Annotated in this window: 16 protein-coding genes; 9 read left to right on the plus strand and 7 right to left on the minus strand. The window is 71.7% G+C overall.

What is annotated here, in order from left to right; genetic code table 11:
* Window positions 1-29: 29 nt before the first annotated feature.
* From guaA to ACGWYL_RS08465, 6 genes are all read left to right on the plus strand, one after another.
* Complete coding sequence (gene guaA / locus ACGWYL_RS08440; protein WP_395486937.1) at window positions 30-1,616, plus strand: glutamine-hydrolyzing GMP synthase; 1,587 nt, start codon at window positions 30-32, stop codon at window positions 1,614-1,616.
* 123 nt (window positions 1,617-1,739) lie between these two features.
* A complete protein-coding gene (locus ACGWYL_RS08445) occupies window positions 1,740-2,147 on the plus strand; it encodes a DoxX family protein (RefSeq protein ID WP_395486938.1) in 408 nt (135 codons plus the stop codon).
* A 56-nt stretch (window positions 2,148-2,203) separates the two neighbouring features.
* The gene (locus tag ACGWYL_RS08450; protein ID WP_269305340.1) at window positions 2,204-2,569 is read left to right on the plus strand and encodes a YciI family protein; all 366 of its coding nucleotides are present in this window, start codon (window positions 2,204-2,206) and stop codon (window positions 2,567-2,569) included.
* A gap of 2 nt (window positions 2,570-2,571) precedes the next feature.
* Window positions 2,572-3,825 carry an RNA polymerase sigma factor gene (locus ACGWYL_RS08455; RefSeq protein WP_395486939.1) on the plus strand — a complete coding sequence of 418 codons (1,254 nt, stop codon included), beginning with the start codon at window positions 2,572-2,574 and terminating at the stop codon, window positions 3,823-3,825.
* Window positions 3,826-3,834: 9 nt separating this feature from the next.
* A complete protein-coding gene (locus tag ACGWYL_RS08460; RefSeq protein ID WP_395486940.1) occupies window positions 3,835-4,482 on the plus strand; it encodes a hypothetical protein in 648 nt (215 codons plus the stop codon).
* A gap of 77 nt (window positions 4,483-4,559) precedes the next feature.
* Window positions 4,560-5,549 carry a malate dehydrogenase gene (locus ACGWYL_RS08465; protein WP_269305345.1) on the plus strand — a complete coding sequence of 330 codons (990 nt, stop codon included), beginning with the start codon at window positions 4,560-4,562 and terminating at the stop codon, window positions 5,547-5,549.
* A 66-nt stretch (window positions 5,550-5,615) separates the two neighbouring features.
* Here ACGWYL_RS08465 and ACGWYL_RS08470 read toward each other — a convergent pair whose 3' ends face one another.
* Both ACGWYL_RS08470 and ACGWYL_RS08475 read right to left on the minus strand, forming a co-directional pair.
* Window positions 5,616-5,882: a DUF3017 domain-containing protein gene (locus ACGWYL_RS08470; protein ID WP_179426360.1), complete on the minus strand. Its 267-nt coding sequence runs from the start codon at window positions 5,880-5,882 to the stop codon at window positions 5,616-5,618.
* Window positions 5,879-6,742 carry a bifunctional methylenetetrahydrofolate dehydrogenase/methenyltetrahydrofolate cyclohydrolase gene (locus ACGWYL_RS08475; protein ID WP_395486941.1) on the minus strand — a complete coding sequence of 288 codons (864 nt, stop codon included), beginning with the start codon at window positions 6,740-6,742 and terminating at the stop codon, window positions 5,879-5,881. The genes ACGWYL_RS08470 and ACGWYL_RS08475 overlap by 4 nt, the downstream gene beginning before the upstream one ends.
* 102 nt (window positions 6,743-6,844) lie before the next feature.
* Here ACGWYL_RS08475 and ACGWYL_RS08480 point away from each other — a divergent pair, with 102 nt between their 5' ends.
* The gene (locus ACGWYL_RS08480; RefSeq protein ID WP_179426356.1) at window positions 6,845-7,462 is read left to right on the plus strand and encodes a hypothetical protein; all 618 of its coding nucleotides are present in this window, start codon (window positions 6,845-6,847) and stop codon (window positions 7,460-7,462) included.
* A gap of 48 nt (window positions 7,463-7,510) precedes the next feature.
* Window positions 7,511-8,191 (plus strand): TetR/AcrR family transcriptional regulator, encoded by a 681-nt coding sequence (locus ACGWYL_RS08485; protein WP_179426354.1) that lies wholly within the window; start codon window positions 7,511-7,513, stop codon window positions 8,189-8,191.
* Here the strand turns inward: ACGWYL_RS08485 and purH are convergent.
* Genes purH through ACGWYL_RS08500 form a run of 3 tightly spaced genes read right to left on the minus strand, consistent with a single transcriptional unit; the run spans window position 8,163 to window position 11,459 of the window.
* Window positions 8,163-9,719, minus strand: coding sequence for a bifunctional phosphoribosylaminoimidazolecarboxamide formyltransferase/IMP cyclohydrolase (gene purH / locus ACGWYL_RS08490; RefSeq protein ID WP_395486942.1), 1,557 nt, complete (start codon window positions 9,717-9,719; stop codon window positions 8,163-8,165). The two genes, ACGWYL_RS08485 and purH, sit on opposite strands and share 29 nt — an antisense overlap.
* A complete protein-coding gene (purN, locus tag ACGWYL_RS08495; protein WP_395487242.1) occupies window positions 9,716-10,360 on the minus strand; it encodes a phosphoribosylglycinamide formyltransferase in 645 nt (214 codons plus the stop codon). Before purN ends, purH begins: the two co-directional genes overlap by 4 nt.
* Window positions 10,335-11,459, minus strand: a complete 1,125-nt coding sequence (locus ACGWYL_RS08500; protein WP_395486943.1) for a DUF6350 family protein — start codon at window positions 11,457-11,459, stop codon at window positions 10,335-10,337. The genes purN and ACGWYL_RS08500 overlap by 26 nt, the downstream gene beginning before the upstream one ends.
* Window positions 11,460-11,532: 73 nt before the next feature.
* Between ACGWYL_RS08500 and ACGWYL_RS08505 the strand changes: the two genes are divergently transcribed.
* The gene (locus ACGWYL_RS08505) at window positions 11,533-13,347 is read left to right on the plus strand and encodes a hypothetical protein (protein ID WP_395486944.1); all 1,815 of its coding nucleotides are present in this window, start codon (window positions 11,533-11,535) and stop codon (window positions 13,345-13,347) included.
* A gap of 225 nt (window positions 13,348-13,572) precedes the next feature.
* Here the strand turns inward: ACGWYL_RS08505 and sucD are convergent, their stop codons facing one another.
* Window positions 13,573-14,469 (minus strand): succinate--CoA ligase subunit alpha, encoded by an 897-nt coding sequence (gene sucD / locus ACGWYL_RS08510; RefSeq protein WP_179426344.1) that lies wholly within the window; start codon window positions 14,467-14,469, stop codon window positions 13,573-13,575.
* A 9-nt stretch (window positions 14,470-14,478) separates the two neighbouring features.
* Window positions 14,479-15,642, minus strand: a complete 1,164-nt coding sequence (sucC, locus tag ACGWYL_RS08515; RefSeq protein ID WP_179426342.1) for an ADP-forming succinate--CoA ligase subunit beta — start codon at window positions 15,640-15,642, stop codon at window positions 14,479-14,481.
* Window positions 15,643-15,837: the final 195 nt, after the last annotated feature.

A 15,837-nucleotide genomic window follows, 5' to 3' on the forward strand; every position in this document is an offset into this window, starting at 1 on the left:
CGGACGGCGGGCGGCTCTAGGATTGGGCCGTGGCCCTTGATACTCCCGAGTCCGTCGCCGAAGCCCACCACGACACCGTCATCGTCGTCGACTTCGGTGCCCAGTACGCCCAGCTGATCGCACGGCGCGTGCGCGAGGCCCGGGTCTTCTCCGAGATCATGCCCCACACGGCGACGTCCGAGGAGATCCTGGCGAAGAACCCGAAGGCCGTGATCCTGTCCGGCGGACCCTCGTCGGTCTACGAGCCGGGCGCGCCCCAGCTGCCGGTCGGCCTCGTCGACTCCGGCACCGCCGTCTTCGGCATCTGCTACGGCTTCATGGCCATGGCGCAGGCGCTCGGCGGCGAGGTCGCCCACACGGGTCAGCGCGAGTACGGGCGCACCAACGTCTCGGTGCTCGAGCCCGGCACCCTGCTCCAGGGCCTGCCCGAGAAGCTCGTGAGCTGGATGTCGCACGGCGACGAGGTCGTCCGCCAGCCCGAGGGCTTCACCCTGAGCGCCAAGAGCGACCGTGCCACCGTCGCTGCGTTCGAGAACATCGACCGTCGCCTCGCCGGCGTGCAGTGGCACCCCGAGGTCATGCACTCCGAGTTCGGCCAGAAGATCCTCGAGCACTTCCTGTTCGGCATCGCCGGCTGCTCGCCCACGTGGACCAGCGCGAACATCGTCGACGACCAGGTCGAGCTCATCCGCCAGCAGGTCGGCGACGCCCGCGTCATCTCGGCGCTCTCCGGCGGTGTCGACTCGGCCGTCTCCACCGCCTTGGTGCAGAAGGCGATCGGCGACCAGCTGACCGCCGTCTTCGTCGACCACGGCCTGCTGCGCGAGGGCGAGGCCGAGCAGGTCCGCCAGGACTACGTGGCCGCCACCGGCGTCGACCTCAAGGTCGTCGACGCGAAGGACCAGTTCCTCGGCTTCCTCGACGGCGTCACCGACCCCGAGCAGAAGCGCAAGATCATCGGGCGCGAGTTCATCCGCACGTTCGAGGCCGCCGAGCGCGAGGTGCTCGCGACACCCGGCCCGCCCGTGAGGTTCCTCGTCCAGGGCACGCTCTACCCCGACGTCGTGGAGTCCGGCGGCGGCGAGGGCGCGGCCAACATCAAGAGCCACCACAACGTCGGCGGCCTGCCCGAGGATCTCGAGTTCAGCCTGATCGAGCCGTTGCGCACCCTGTTCAAGGACGAGGTGCGCGAGGTCGGTCGCCAGCTGGGCATCCCCGAGGCGATCGTGTCGCGCCACCCGTTCCCGGGCCCCGGCCTGGCGATCCGCATCGTCGGCGCCGTCAGCGAGGAGCGCCTGGCGATCCTGCGTCGCGCCGACGCGATCGTCCGCGAGGAGACCACCGCTGCCGGCCTCGACGGCGACATCTGGCAGTTCCCGGTCGTGCTGCTGGCCGACGTCCGCTCGGTGGGCGTGCAGGGCGACGGCCGCACCTACGGTCACCCGATCGTGCTGCGTCCCGTCTCCAGCGAGGACGCGATGACCGCCGACTGGAGCCGCCTGCCGTACGAGCTGCTCGAGCGGATCTCCACGCGCATCACCAACGAGGTCGACGAGGTCAACCGCGTCGTCCTCGACGTCACGAGCAAGCCGCCGGGCACCATCGAGTGGGAGTGACGACACCGCTGCTGACGCAGTGAGGAGGCGTCCGGAGAAAAAGCTCCGGACGCATGTCAAGAAGGTCCCCGTTCGCGCGACGTACGGATGAGAACGCCCTCATCCCGCCGAACGGAGACCGTCATGACCACCACCACCGCACCGAACGCACCCGCGACCCTCGGCCCCGCCGCCCAGCGCGCCGGCCGCATCGTCACCGGCCTCGTCACGCTCTTCCTGGGCTTCGACGCCGTGACCCACCTCCTGCGCGTGCAGCAGGTCCGCGACGCCAGCGCCGACCTGGGCATTCCCGACGACATGATCGTGCTCTGCGGAGCGGTGCTGGGCGCGCTCGTCGTCGCCCACCTCGTCCCGGCCACCCGGGCGATGGCCGTCGTGCTCATCACCGCGTACCTCGGCGGTGCCGTCGCCGTGAACCTCGTCGCGGGACAGCCCTGGGCCAACTCGGGCTTCGCGATCCTGACCGCCGTCCTCGTCTGGGCCGGCGCCTGGCCGCGGGACGCCCGCCTGCGCGCGCTCGTGCGCGGCTGACCCTTGCCCCACCCCATCCCATCCGGAACGATCACACCCGAAACAAGGAGAGACCCATGAAGTTCATGACCCTGGTTCACGAGACCCACCGCCCGACCGACGAGCCGCCGATGGAGCTGTTCGCCGCGATCGGCGCCCTGCAGGCCAAGAGCACGGCCGACGGCACGTTCGTCCAGGCGGGCGGCCTGGCGCCCATGGCGGCCGCCGGCGCGATCGTCAGCCTGACCGGAGGGTCCATCGGCACGACCGACGGCCCGTTCGTCGAGGTCAAGGAGCTGGTCGGCGGCTACGCCGTCTACGACGTGGCCGACACCGAGACCGCCGTGGAGAAGGCCCGCTCGTTCCTGCAGGCCCACCTCGACTCCTGGCCGGGCTGGGAGGGCTGGGTCGAGGTCCGCGCGATCTTCGAGCCGCCGGCCTGAGCATGGCCGACGAGGCCCGCGTGGTCGAGCAGGTGTGGCGACAGGAGTCGTCGCGCCTGCTCGGCGCGCTGCTGCGCATCACCCGCAGCGTCGACCGGGCCGAGGATCTCGCCCAGGAGGCGCTGACCCAGGCCCTCGAGTCGTGGCCCCGCACCGGGATCCCCGACAACCCCGCCGCCTGGCTGATGAGCACGGCGAAGCGGCGGGCGATCGACCAGTTCCGCGCGGGCGAGCGGCAGCTGCGCGCCTATGCGGAGGTCGGTCAGTCCACCCGCGAGGCGTACGAGGCCGAGTTCGACCAGGCGCTGACCGACGAGCACGTGCGCGACGACGTGCTGCGCCTCATGTTCACGTGCTGCCACCCGTCGCTGACCCCCGAGAGCCGCACGGTGCTGACGCTCCGGCTGGTGGCCGGTCTGAGCACCCGTGAGATCGCGCGGGCGTTTCTGTCCTCGGAGTCCACCGTGGCCTCGCGCATCTCCCGCGCGAAGCGCACGCTCGCCGATTCCCGCGCGCCGATGGACGAGCCCGTCGGACCAGAGAGGGTCGAGCGGCTCGACTCGGTGATGGCCGCGATCTACCTCGTGTTCAACGAGGGACACACGGCGACCGAGGGCGCTGACTGGACCCGCCCCGACCTGTGCCGCGAGGCGGTCCGGCTCGCCGCGATCCTGGCGTCGGTCGTGCCGTCCGAGCCGGAGGTCCACGGTCTGCTCGCGCTGCTGGAGCTGCAGTCGTCGCGCCTGGCCGCGCGCGTGGACGAGGCCGGCGAGCCGGTCCTGCTCGCCGACCAGGACCGGTCCCGGTGGGACGCCGACGCGATCGCACGCGGAGCGGCCGCACTCGACGTCGCCGTGCGGCTGGGCGGTGACGGCCCCTACGTCCTGCAGGCCGCGATCGCCTGGGAGCACGCGCGCGCGGCGTCGGTCGAGTCGACCGACTGGGAGCGGGTGGCCGCCCTGTACGAGCGCCTCGCCCGGGCGACGAACTCGCTCGTGGTCGAGCTGAACCGGGCCGTCGCCCTGGGACGCGCCCGTGGTCCGGAGGCGGGCCTGGCCGTCGTCGAGGACCTCGCCACCGCCCCGGCGCTCGCGAGGTACCACCTGCTGCCGAGCGTGCGCGGCGACCTGCTCGAGCAGCTCGGCCGGCTCGAAGAGGCGGCGGCCCAGTTCGACCGCGCCGCCGACCTCGCCACGAACGACCGGGAGCGGACACTCCTGCGGGCGCGGGCCAGACGTCATGACGACGGCGGTTAGGCTGGACCGATGAGCTGGAGCGGTGCACGTCCTGTCCTGCTGGTGCTGGCCGTCGTGGCCACCCTCGGCGCGTTCGGCTGGTCGCTGCTGTCCGGGGGCGGGTCCGACGACGAGGCCGCGGCACCCGCGACCACCCCCACGCCCAGCGCGCCCGTCCTGTCGGTCGACCCCACGCGCGAGGCTCCCGCCCCGTCGCCCACGACCGAGCCGACCACCGAGCCCACGGTCACGGCGTGCGAGGACGAGAACACCCGCTTCAACGCCGACGGCACCCAGGGCGACAGCCTGCTGCCCGACTGCGGCCAGCAGCCCGTCACCAAGGCCCAGCAGCAGACCGAGGGCCTCTCGCTGGCCTGCGGCGGCGACTACCCCGTGATCCTCTACAAGTCCACGACGAACGGCTCGAAGACCTCGATCTGCGGCAAGGACGCGGTCGGCGACCGGTTCCGTGTGGTCATCAAGCCCGACGGCTCCGACACCCTCGACCTCTCGGGCACCTACGACTGGCGCAACGACGTCTACGTCGCCGAGCGCGAGGGCACCCGCTACGAGCTGCACGCCGTCGACGGCTCGCTGCACGTCACCGAGGGCGGCGAGACGCGCGTCCAGGACTCGAAGGAATGGATCTCGCTCGACAACGAGACCGACGACCTCTGAGGCCGGGCGGTGGCGGGCCCGAATCCGTCCTGCGCTAGTTTCGAGGGCAGACACCCCACCCCAAGGAGCACATCGACGTGAGCACCTCTCCTGTCAAGGTGGCCGTCACCGGCGCCGCCGGCCAGATCGGCTACAGCCTTCTCTTCCGTCTCGCGAGCGGCTCGCTGCTCGGCCCGGACACCCCGATCCAGCTCCGACTCCTCGAGATCACCCCGGCGCTGAAGGCGCTCGAGGGTGTCGTGATGGAGCTCGACGACTGCGCGTTCCCCACGCTGGACTCGGTCGAGATCGGTGACGACCCGAACCACATCTTCGACGGCGCCAACCTGGCCCTGCTGGTGGGCGCGCGCCCCCGCACCAAGGGCATGGAGCGCGGCGACCTGCTCGAGGCCAACGGCGCCATCTTCACGGCGCAGGGCAAGGCCCTCAACGAGGTCGCGGCCGACGACATCCGCATCGGCGTCACCGGCAACCCGGCCAACACCAACGCCCTCATCGCGATGAAGAACGCGCCGAACATCCCGGCCGACCGCTTCACCGCCCTGACGCGCCTCGACCACAACCGCGCGATCAGCCAGCTGGCCGCCAAGACGGGCGCCAAGGTCTCCGACATCAGCAAGATGACGATCTGGGGCAACCACTCGGCCACCCAGTACCCCGACATCTTCCACGCCGAGATCGCCGGCCGGAACGCCGCCGAGGTCGTGGGCGACCAGGCCTGGATCGAGAACGACTTCATCCCCACGGTCGCCAAGCGCGGCGCCGCCATCATCGAGGCGCGTGGCGCGTCCAGCGCGGCCTCGGCCGCCTCGGCCACGATCGACGCCGCCCGCGACTGGCTGCAGGGCTCGGCCGAGGGCGACTGGGTCTCCATGGCCGTGGCCTCCGACGGCTCCTACGGTGTGCCCGAGGGCCTCATCAGCTCGTTCCCCGTCACCACGAAGAACGGTGACTGGGAGATCGTCCAGGGCCTCGAGATCGACGAGTTCAGCCGGGCGCGCATCGACGCCAGCGTGGCCGAGCTCGCCGAGGAGCGCGACGCCGTCACGCAGCTGGGCCTCATCTGATCCACGCAGCACTCACGCAAGCAGGGCCGCCCGATCCGGGCGGCCCTGCTTCGTGCTTCGGGGTGCTCAGCTCGGGACGATGATCGCCAGCAGCACCAGCGACGCGCCCAGGAACGACATCCAGACGACGTCGAAGAGCTTGCCGCGCACGCGCAGCATCCCGGTGTGGTCCAGCGGGATCACCAGGCGGAACGCCGCGGCGACCAGGAACGACGCGCCGATGACGACGACGCCGGCGCGCCACGGTCCCGTGGCGACCAGGACCAGGCCCACGGCCACCGCGACGAGGTGCAGCAGGTAGATCCGCGAGCCGTGGCTGCGGGGGAGCTTCACCCCGCGTCCTCGGCCGCGGCCTCGCTGAAGTCGACGACGTTGCTCAGCAGCATCGCGCGGGTCATCGGGCCGACGCCGCCGGGGTTGGGCGTGACCCAGCCGGCGGTCTCCCACACGTCGGGAGCGAGGTCGCCCACGATCTTGCCGTCGTCGTCGCGGCTGACGCCGACGTCGAGCAGGGCGGCCCCGGGCTTGACCATGTCGCCGGTGATGATGCCGGGCACGCCGGCGGCGGCGATGACGATGTCGGCGCGGCGCACCTCGGCCGCGAGGTCCTGCGTGCCGGTGTGGCACAGCGTGACGGTGGCGTTCTCGCTGCGGCGCGTCAGCAGGAGGCCCATCGGGCGGCCCACCGTGATACCGCGGCCGATGACGACGGCGTGCTTGCCGGCGATCTCCACCTCGTGGCGCCGCAGCAGCTCGATGATGCCGCGCGGCGTGCACGGCAGCGGAGCGGGATTGCCCAGGACGAGCCAGCCGAGGTTGGTCGGGTGCAGGCCGTCGGCGTCCTTCGTCGGGTCGATGCGGCCGATCACGGCGTTCTCGTCGAGACCCTTCGGCAGCGGCAGCTGCACGATGTAGAGGGTGCAGGCCGGGTCGGCGTTGAGCTGGTCGACGGCGGCCTCGACCTCCTCCTGGGTGGCGGTGGCCGGCAGGTCGATGCGGATCGACTCGATGCCGATCTCGGCGCAGTCCTTGTGCTTGGCGCCGACGTACCAGCGGCTGGCCGGGTCGTCGCCGACGAGGATGGTCCCGAGGCCGGGGGTGATGCCGCGGGCGCGGAGGGCGTCGACGCGCTCGCGCAGCTCGGTCTTGATCGTGGCGGCGACGGCCTTGCCGTCGAGGGTCTGGGCGGTCACGGGTCCGAGTCTTTCACGTGCGCCGGCCGGCACGGTCGCCACCTTGGCCCGGGAGGGCGAAGGGGATACTGGGACCGTGCCGACGCGAGGGGGAACGCCGACATGAGCCGCAAGGGTGCGATCGAGCCCGGGGACGACGAGCCGCTGAAGCCGTACTCGCGGCTGCAGGTGGTGAACCGGAGCCTGTTGGGCATCACGCACGCCGGCCACGTCTGGGCCGTCGACTACGACTTCTTCGACTGGGACGACCGGGTGTCGCTCTACCGCGACGGCCGTCGCGCGGCCTCGGCCAAGGCGCCGGCCTCGTTCCCGGTGCCGGGCGGCCGGATCGAGTTCGCCACCACCTTCTACGGCGTGAAGCGCGCGCATCTCGTGCTGGGCACGGGCACCGAGCTCCCGCTGGGCCCGCATCCGAAGACGCTCGAGGCCTGGCGCCAGCGGCTCGCCGAGCGCCGGCCGGCGCTGAGCGCGCTCATGGCCGCGGCCGCGGTGGTCGTGCTCGTGGTGGGTCTCGTGGTGGCTGGGATGAGCCTGCTCGACACCGTCACGGACGTGCCGCAGGTCGCCGACACCCTCGGCTGGACCTTCTCCTCGCCGCTCGCCCTGAGCGGCTCCGCGGCCACGGCGCTGACCGTCGCGGGCGTCCTCGCGATCATCGAGCGAGCGCTGTCGATGCGCCACCACTGGCTGCTCGACGCCGACACCTGGTGGACCGGTTGAGGCCGAACCGCCCCGGTCGGAGGCCGCGGCACCCCTAGACTGCTCGGCATGGCACCGAGGGCTCAACTGTCGCAGGAGCGGAGCCGACAGCGCCGTGAGGCGCTGCTGGAGGCCGCGGTCGACCTCTTCGTCGAGGGTGGCTCACGCGCGGTCACGCACCGCGCGGTGGCCGCTGCGGCCGGCCTGCCGGCCGCCACGACGACCTACTACTTCTCCACGATCGAGGAGCTCCTGCGCGAGGCCCTCAACCACCACATCGAGGCCTGGATCGCGACGATGGAGAGCCTCGCCGACGTCGACGTCCAGGGCATGATGAGCCTGGTCACCGCCGACTCCTCGGTGCACTTCGCCACGAGCATCCTGGCCCTGCGGCCACCCGAGACGGCCACGCGCGAGCTCTCGGTGATCCTGGGCGCCGCCCGCGATCCCGAGCTGCGCGAGACCGCCGTCACCGCCCTGACCACGGGTCAGGACGTGCTGGTGAAGGTGCTGCGAAGGGCGGGCATCCCCGATCCCGAGGGCCTGGCCGAGGACATGGTCGCGTTCATCGCCGGCGTCGCGCTGCGGCGCACGGCCGGCGTGAACGAGGAGGACGAGGAGGCCGCGAAGGTCGTCCGCGCGATGCGGAGCATGATCATCGGCCACCTCGTCGACGACGAGACGGGCACGCAGATGCTGATGGACCTGCGCGACAGCGCGATCAGTGGAAGAAGTGACGCGTCCCCGTGACGTACATCGTGACGCCGGCGGCCTCGGCCGCAGCCACGGTCTCGGCGTCGCGCACCGATCCGCCGGGCTGCACCATCGCCTTGACGCCCGCGTCGATGAGGATCTGAGGTCCGTCGGAGAACGGGAAGAACGCGTCCGACGCGGCCACGGCGCCACGGGCGCGCTCCTCGCCCGCCCGCTCCACCGCGAGTCGGCACGAGTCGACACGGTTGACCTGGCCCATGCCGACGCCCACCGAGGCACCGCCCTTGGCCAGCAGGATCGCGTTCGACTTCACGGCCTTGCACGCGCGCCACGCGAAGACGAGGTCGGCGAAGGTGTCGGAGTCGACCGGCTCACCGGCGGCGAGGGTCCAGGTGGTGGGGTCGTCGCCCTCGGCGTCCACGCGGTCGCGCTCCTGCAGCAGCAGGCCGCCGCTGACGGGCCGGAACTCGACCGGCGACTCGTGCGTGGGGGCGGGGCAGCGCAGGATGCGGATGTTCTTCTTGGCCTGCAGCACCTCGACGGCGCCGTCCTCGTAGTCGGGGGCGACGATGACCTCGGTGAAGACCTCGGCCACCTGCTCGGCCATCGCCACGCTCACGGGGCGGTTGGCCGCGATGACGCCGCCGAAGGCCGAGACCGGGTCGCAGGCGTGGGCGCGGGCGTGGGCCTGCGCGACGTCGGTGCCCACGGCGATGCCGCACGGATTGGCGTGCTTGATGATCGCGACGGCGGGCTTCTCGTGCGCGAACGCGGCGCGGCGGGCGGCGTCGGTGTCGAGGTAGTTGTTGAACGACATCTCCTTGCCGTGCAGCTGCTCAGCACCGGCCAGGCCGGGGTGATCACCGGTGTAGAGCGCGGCGGGCTGGTGCGGGTTCTCGCCGTAGCGCAGCACGGCCGAGCGCTCCCACGTGGCGCCCAGGAAGGCGGGGAACTGCTCGTCGTCGGCGGGTGCGTAGGCCGAGGCGAACCACGAGGCGACGGCGACGTCGTAGGCGGCGGTGTGCGCGAAGGCCCGACCCGCGAGGCGCTTGCGCTGCTCGAGCGTGAAGCCGCCCTGCGCCAGCGCGTCGGTGAGCTCGCCGTAGGCGTCGGGGGAGACCACGACGGCCACGCTCGGGTGGTTCTTCGCGGCGGCGCGCACCATGGAGGGGCCGCCGATGTCGATCTGCTCGACGACCTCGTCCGGGGTCGCGCCGGAGGCGACGGTCTCGCGGAACGGGTAGAGGTTCACCACGACGAGGTCGAACGGCTCGACCTCGAGCTGCTCCAGCTGGCGCTGGTGCTCCGGCAGGCGCAGGTCGGCGAGGATGCCGGCGTGCACGCGCGGGTGCAGCGTCTTGACGCGCCCGTCGAGGCACTCGGGGAAGCCGGTGACCTGCTCGACGGGGGTCACGGGGACGCCCGCGGCCTCGATGGTCTTGGCGGTGGAGCCGGTGGAGACGATCGAGACGCCTGCGGCGTGCAGCGCCTGCGCGAGCTCGGCCAGCCCGGTCTTGTCGTAGACCGAGACGAGGGCGCGCTTGATGGGACGGGTGTCGGTCATGACTGTTCCTTCGGGTGGAAGCGGATTCGTCGGCCGTCGATCGAGTGGGGCTCGCGCGCGAGGCGGCCCACCCACTCGACCAGCATGGCTCGCTCGTGGGTCTTGATGCGCTCGTGGAGGGTCTCGACGTCGTCGTCGTCCTCGACCGGCACGGCGACCTGCGCGACGATCGGGCCGGTGTCGACGCCGGCGTCGACGACGAACAGGGTGGCGCCGGTGATCTTCACGCCGTACTCCAGTGCGTCCTGCGGGCCGCGCATGCCGGGGAACGACGGCGAGAGCGCCGGGTGGGTGTTGACCGTGCGGCCGCCGAAGCGCTCGAGGAACGCCGGGCCGGCGAGCTTCATGAAGCCGGCCAGGACCACGAGGTCGGGGCGGTACGACGCCACGGTCTCGGCGACGGAGGCGTCCCAGGCGGCGCGGTCGGGATGGTCGGAGACCCGCTCGACGAACGTGGGGATGCCGTGCCGCTCGGCGCGGGCGAGGCCCTCGATGCCGTCGCGGTCGGCGCCGACGGCGACGACCTGGGCGCCGTAGCCGGGGTCGGCGGCGGCGTCGATCAGTGCCTGCAGGTTGGTGCCGGATCCCGACACCAGCACCACGAGCCGGGCGGGCTCAGGACGAGGCTCGGTCACGTGCAGAACGATAGTGGGCGCCGATCGCGCCCAGGGCGCCGCCCGCCGCCAGCAGCGGGACGGCGACCAGCAGTCCTTGCCAGGCGGGGGAGCCCGCGGTCTGCAGCAGTCCCGGGCCCAGGCCGCCGCGCGCGGTCTCGAGCAGGAGGCCGACGATCGCTCCGGCCACGGCTCCGGCGAGCGCGCCGTCGCCGGCCGCGCGGCCCCAGCCACGCTGCTCGGCGGTCGTGCGCGTGTACGTGACGAGGCCGGCTGCGACGCCCGCCGCGAGCGGGACCAGCGTCAGCACGACGACCCAGCCGCCGAAGGGACCGGGGTCGGGCAGCGCGGCCAGCGGCGGGAACCCGGGCACCTGGCCCAGTGCTGAGCCGGCGAGGTCGACGGTGGTGTCCGCGCCGAGCGTGAAGCCGGGTCCGAGGATCACCGCGGTGGTCCACAGCACCAGCGTGGGCAGCGCCAGCAGGCACATGAGGCCGAGCAGGAGGGGGCCGTCCGGGTCGAGCGTGGCCCAGAGGTCGGCGGCGCGGTCGAGGTGCAGCGTGAGCATCACGAAGGTCACGACGGCGGCCCCGCCGAGCAGCCCGATCACGCCGCTGGACGCTCCGTCGGCCACCGGGATCCAGCGGGAGGGCAGGCCCATCCACGCGATGCCGGAACGCCGGGAGGCACCCCACGCCGCGGGCAGTCCGACGACCAGGAACGCGCCGAACGCGGCCCGGACGAACGAGGTGGAGGTGGTCTCGGTGCTGGTGGCGGCCGAGCAGATCCCGGCCAGCACGCCGGCGACTCCGCCCGTCATGGCGCCGAACGCCACGGGGTCGACGATCGGCGTCCGCAGTGCCAGCCGGGTGAGCGCGAGGACGAGGACGACCACGACGATCGTCGCTCCCAGGGGCACCACGTCGATGCGCTCGTCGCCGGTGGTGAGGGTCGCGCCGACGGCCACGAGCCACGCGCGGATCGAGGCCCGGAGCAGGTCGGGAGTGGACGCCGCGAGTGTCGTCGCCGAGGCCGCGGCACCGGCGATCAGGAGGCTGAGGACCGTCGATCCGACGGCCGTGAGGATCGCCGGGCGCCACTGATCGGCAGCACGGGACTCGGTCACCTCACCATCCAACCGGTATCGTGGCGGGGATCGTGACAGCACACGCCGGGGTGGAGAGAAGGAGGAAGGCAGCATGACTCGGGTCGACGAGTTCGACGCCTTCTACGCCTCGACGCAGCGGGTGACGCTCGTCACGACGTATGCGAAGTGCGGTGATCGCGAGGTCGCGCGCGAGGCGACGATCGAGGCGTACCGCCACGCGTGGCGCCAGTGGTCGCGCGTCTCCGCGGCCGATCCGGCGTCGTTCGTGCGCGCCGAGGCGTGGAAGGGCACGGCACTCAGCCGCGGCACGCACCCATGGCGCCGCACCCGCACCCACGACACCGATCACGCCCTGCTGGCGCAGCTGGCCGACCTCGACCAGCCCTCGCGCCGGCTGATCAGCCTCATGACGATCGCCGACGTCGACCTCGACGAGGCGGCGCGCGAGGTGGGCGTCGACGACGAGTCCGCGCTCGAGCTCGCGTCGCGCGGGTTCAGCCGCATCGAGGAGGGCCTCGGCGTCACGATCGACGAGGTCGTCGAGCGCATGCGCGCCCTCGCGGTGGTCACCGCCGGGCTCGACCTGCCGTCGGCCGGCGAGGTGCGCCGCTCGGCCACCCGCGGCGCTCGCCGCAACGCGGTCGTGCTCGTCGCCGCCGCGCTCGCCGTGGCGCTGTTCGGCGGCGCGTTCGTCGCGCAGGGCGACGCGATGGCCCGTCAGTCCGCGCTGCCCGATCGCGAGAAGATCGGCGCCGAGTCGCGCGACGTCGTGCTCGACTCGCACAACATCGGCACCGACGATCTGCTCTCCAGCGGCGAGGTCGCGAACCTCAACCCCGATGCCGCCTGGTCGGTCGAGGCCACGGACACCGACCTGGCCAACCAGACCCCGTACGCCACGTGTCCCACCACCCGCTTCGCCGACCCCGACCCGCTCAAGGTCTTCGTGCGCGCCTTCACCGACGACGCGGACGACCGTGTCGCGCAGGCGATCGAGGTCTCGCGCTCGGAGGAGGCGTCCGAGGCCGCGTTCTCGCGCCTCGTCTCCTTCTACGCCGGGTGTGAGCACCCGCGCACGCGCCTCGTCGACGCCTACCGCGTCGAGCGGCCCTTCGGCGACTTCCAGATCCTGCGCCTGCAGTCCTACCGCTCGCCGGCCCGCTTCATCACCGTGGGCCTGGCGCAGTCGGGCACCCTCACCAGCACGCTCGTGCACGAGTCGCCGGGCACCGAGCGCACCGACGTGCGCCAGTTCGCGCGCGTGCTCAACGAGTCGATCAGTCGCGTCTGCGCCGACTCGGGCGGCGACTGCACCGAGCGCTTCACCGTGACCTCGGCGCTGCCGCCGGCCGTGGGCAAGTACCCGTCGTTCCTCGGCGTCGTCGACCTGCCGCCGGTCAAGACGATCGACAGCGTCTGGAGCGCCAGCGCGCCCGCCGCGGTCACGAACCAGAACCCGACCGCCACGGTCTGCGACGACACCACCTTCACCGGCAAGTCCGTCAGCTCGGCCCAGTCGCGCGTCTTCGCGATCCCGGAGGCCGAGGTGCTGCCCGACCAGTTCGCGCTCACGCAGACGGTCGCGCGGATGTCGAGCCCCAAGGCGGCGAAGAAGTTCGTCGACGGGATCGCCAAGCGGATCGACGAGTGCGAGGACGGCGACCTGCCCGCCACCGTCGACGACGAGAAGCGCGTCCGCGGCAGCGGCTTCGCCGGCACCTCGTGGCGCGTCGGTCTCGAGATCGGCAAGGACCGCACCGTCCACTACCGGATGGGCGTCGTTCGCCGCGGGGCCGACGTCACCCAGGTGCTCTTCCCGCCCGCCGGCAAGTACGCCATCTCCGGCGGCGAGTTCCGCGCCGTCCTCAAGCGCGCCGGCGAGCGCCTCGCGTACGTCCCGGAGTGACGGTTACCTGGGTTTCCTGTCACTGACCGGGGTTCGCGATCCCCGGGGAGTGACCGAGAACCCCGGGCGGTCGTCCCGGCCTCGACTGAACGAGGTTTCCTGTCACTTCGCGAGGTTCGCAAACCCCGTGAAGTGACAGTTTCCCCGCTTAACCGGGGAAACTGTCACCACGAACGACGACGCCCCCGCGAGCCGAGGCTCGCGGGGGCGTCGTGCTGACGGGTGTCAGAGACCCTGCAGGATCTCCCGCATCAGGGCGGCGGTCTCGGACGGCGTCTTGCCGACCTTGACCCCGGCGGCCTCGAGGGCCTCCTTCTTCGCCTGGGCGGTGCCCGAGGAGCCCGAGACGATGGCGCCGGCGTGGCCCATGGTCTTGCCCTCGGGGGCGGTGAAGCCCGCGACGTAGCCGACGACCGGCTTGGTCACGTGCGCCTTGATGTACTCGGCCGCGCGCTCCTCGGCGTCGCCGCCGATCTCGCCGATCATCACGATCGCCTTGGTGTCGGGGTCGTTCTCGAACGCCTCGAGCGCGTCGATGTGCGTCGTGCCGATGACCGGGTCGCCGCCGATGCCGATGGCGGTGGTGAAGCCGAAGTCACGCAGCTCGAACATCATCTGGTAGGTCAGCGTGCCCGACTTGGACACGAGGCCGACCGGGCCGGCGCCCGCGATGGTCGCCGGCGTGATGCCGGCGAGCGCCTGCCCGGGGCTGATGATGCCGGGGCAGTTCGGACCGATGATGCGGGTCTTCTTGCCCTGGGCGTAGGCCCAGAACTCCGCGGTGTCCTGGACCGGGACGCCCTCGGTGATGACCACGAGCAGGCCGATCTCGGCGTCGATGGCCTCGACGACGGCGTCCTTGGTGAACGCCGGCGGGACGAACGCGACCGACACGTCGGCGCCGGTCTTCTCGATCGCCTCGGCGACCGAGCCGAACACGGGCAGCTCGACGTCGTTGCCGTCGGCGTCGACGTGCGTGACCGTGGTGCCGGCCTTGCGCGCGTTGACGCCACCGACGACGTTCGTGCCGGACTTGAGCATCAGGGCGGTGTGCTTGGTGCCCTCGCCGCCGGTGATGCCCTGGACGATGACCTTGGATTCAGAGGTGAGATAGATCGCCATGTTTCGTCCTTATGCGTTCGCGAGCTCGGCGGCCTTGTCGGCGGCACCGTCCATGGTGTCGACGAGCGTGACCAGCGGGTGGTTCAGTTCGTTCAGGATCGCCCGGCCTTCCTCGACCTTGTTGCCGTCGAGGCGCACGACGAGCGGCTTGGTGGCCTCGTCGCCGAGGATCTCCAGCGCGCCCTTGATGCCGTTCGCGACCGCGTCACACGAGGTGATGCCGCCGAAGACGTTGACGAACACGCTCTTGACCTGCTCGTCGTTCAGGATGACGTCCAGGCCGTCGGCCATGACCTGCGCCGAGGCGCCGCCGCCGATGTCCAGGAAGTTGGCGGGCTTGACGCCGCCGTGGGCCTCACCGGCGTACGCGACCACGTCGAGCGTGCTCATGACGAGCCCGGCGCCGTTGCCGATGATGCCGACCTGGCCGTCGAGCTTGACGTAGTTCAGGCCCTTCGACTTGGCCTTGACCTCGAGCGGGTCGGTGGCGTCGTTGTCCACGAACGCCTCGTGCTCGGGGTGACGGAAGTCGGCGTTCTCGTCGAGCGAGACCTTGCCGTCCAGGGCCTCCAGCTTGTCGCCCTCCAGGCGCGCCAGCGGGTTGACCTCGACGAGCGTGGCGTCCTCCTCGACGAAGACCTTCCAGAGGGCCTGGATCATCTCGACGGCCTGGTCGGCCAGCTCGGCCGGGAACTTCGCGTCGGCGACGATCTCGCGGGCCTTCGCCTCGTCCACGCCGGTGCCGGCGTCGACGGGGATCTGGCGGACGGCCTCGGGGTTGGTCTTGGCGACCTCCTCGATCTCGACGCCGCCCTCGACGCTCGCGATGCACAGGTAGCTGCGGTTCGCGCGGTCGAGCAGGAAGGAGAAGTAGTACTCCTCGACGGGCGGGGTCGCCGGCGTGACGAGCACGCGGTTGACCGTGAGGCCCTTGATCTCCATGCCGAGGATGTTCGAGGCGTGCTCGAAGGCCTCGTCGGCGGTCTTGGCGAGCTTCACGCCGCCCGCCTTGCCGCGGCCTCCGGCCTTGACCTGCGCCTTGATGACGGTCACGCCGCCCATCTGCTCGGCGGCGGCCTTGGCCTCCTCGGCCGTGGTGACCACGGTGCCGAGGGTCGTCGCAACGTTGTGCTTGGCGAAGAGCTCCTTCGCCTGATACTCCATCAGATCCACGGTGACGTCCTTAATGGTGGGATTCGCTGTGGTTCGGCGGGCGCCGTGGACGCGACGTCGCCGAAGCCCTCGCGACTCTACCTGCCGGGAGAGGGGTGCTTCGGCGTGGGTTGCGTAAACGTGAGTTGAAACACGGGGGCCTCCGACGGAGGTGCGGGCATGAGTTTCCTCTGCTATCCGTGTCCGAACCGTGAG

It is taken from the genome of Aeromicrobium sp. JJY06 (assembly GCF_044069275.1).
GTDB classification, from domain to species: Bacteria; Actinomycetota; Actinomycetes; order Propionibacteriales; family Nocardioidaceae; genus Aeromicrobium; species Aeromicrobium tamlense.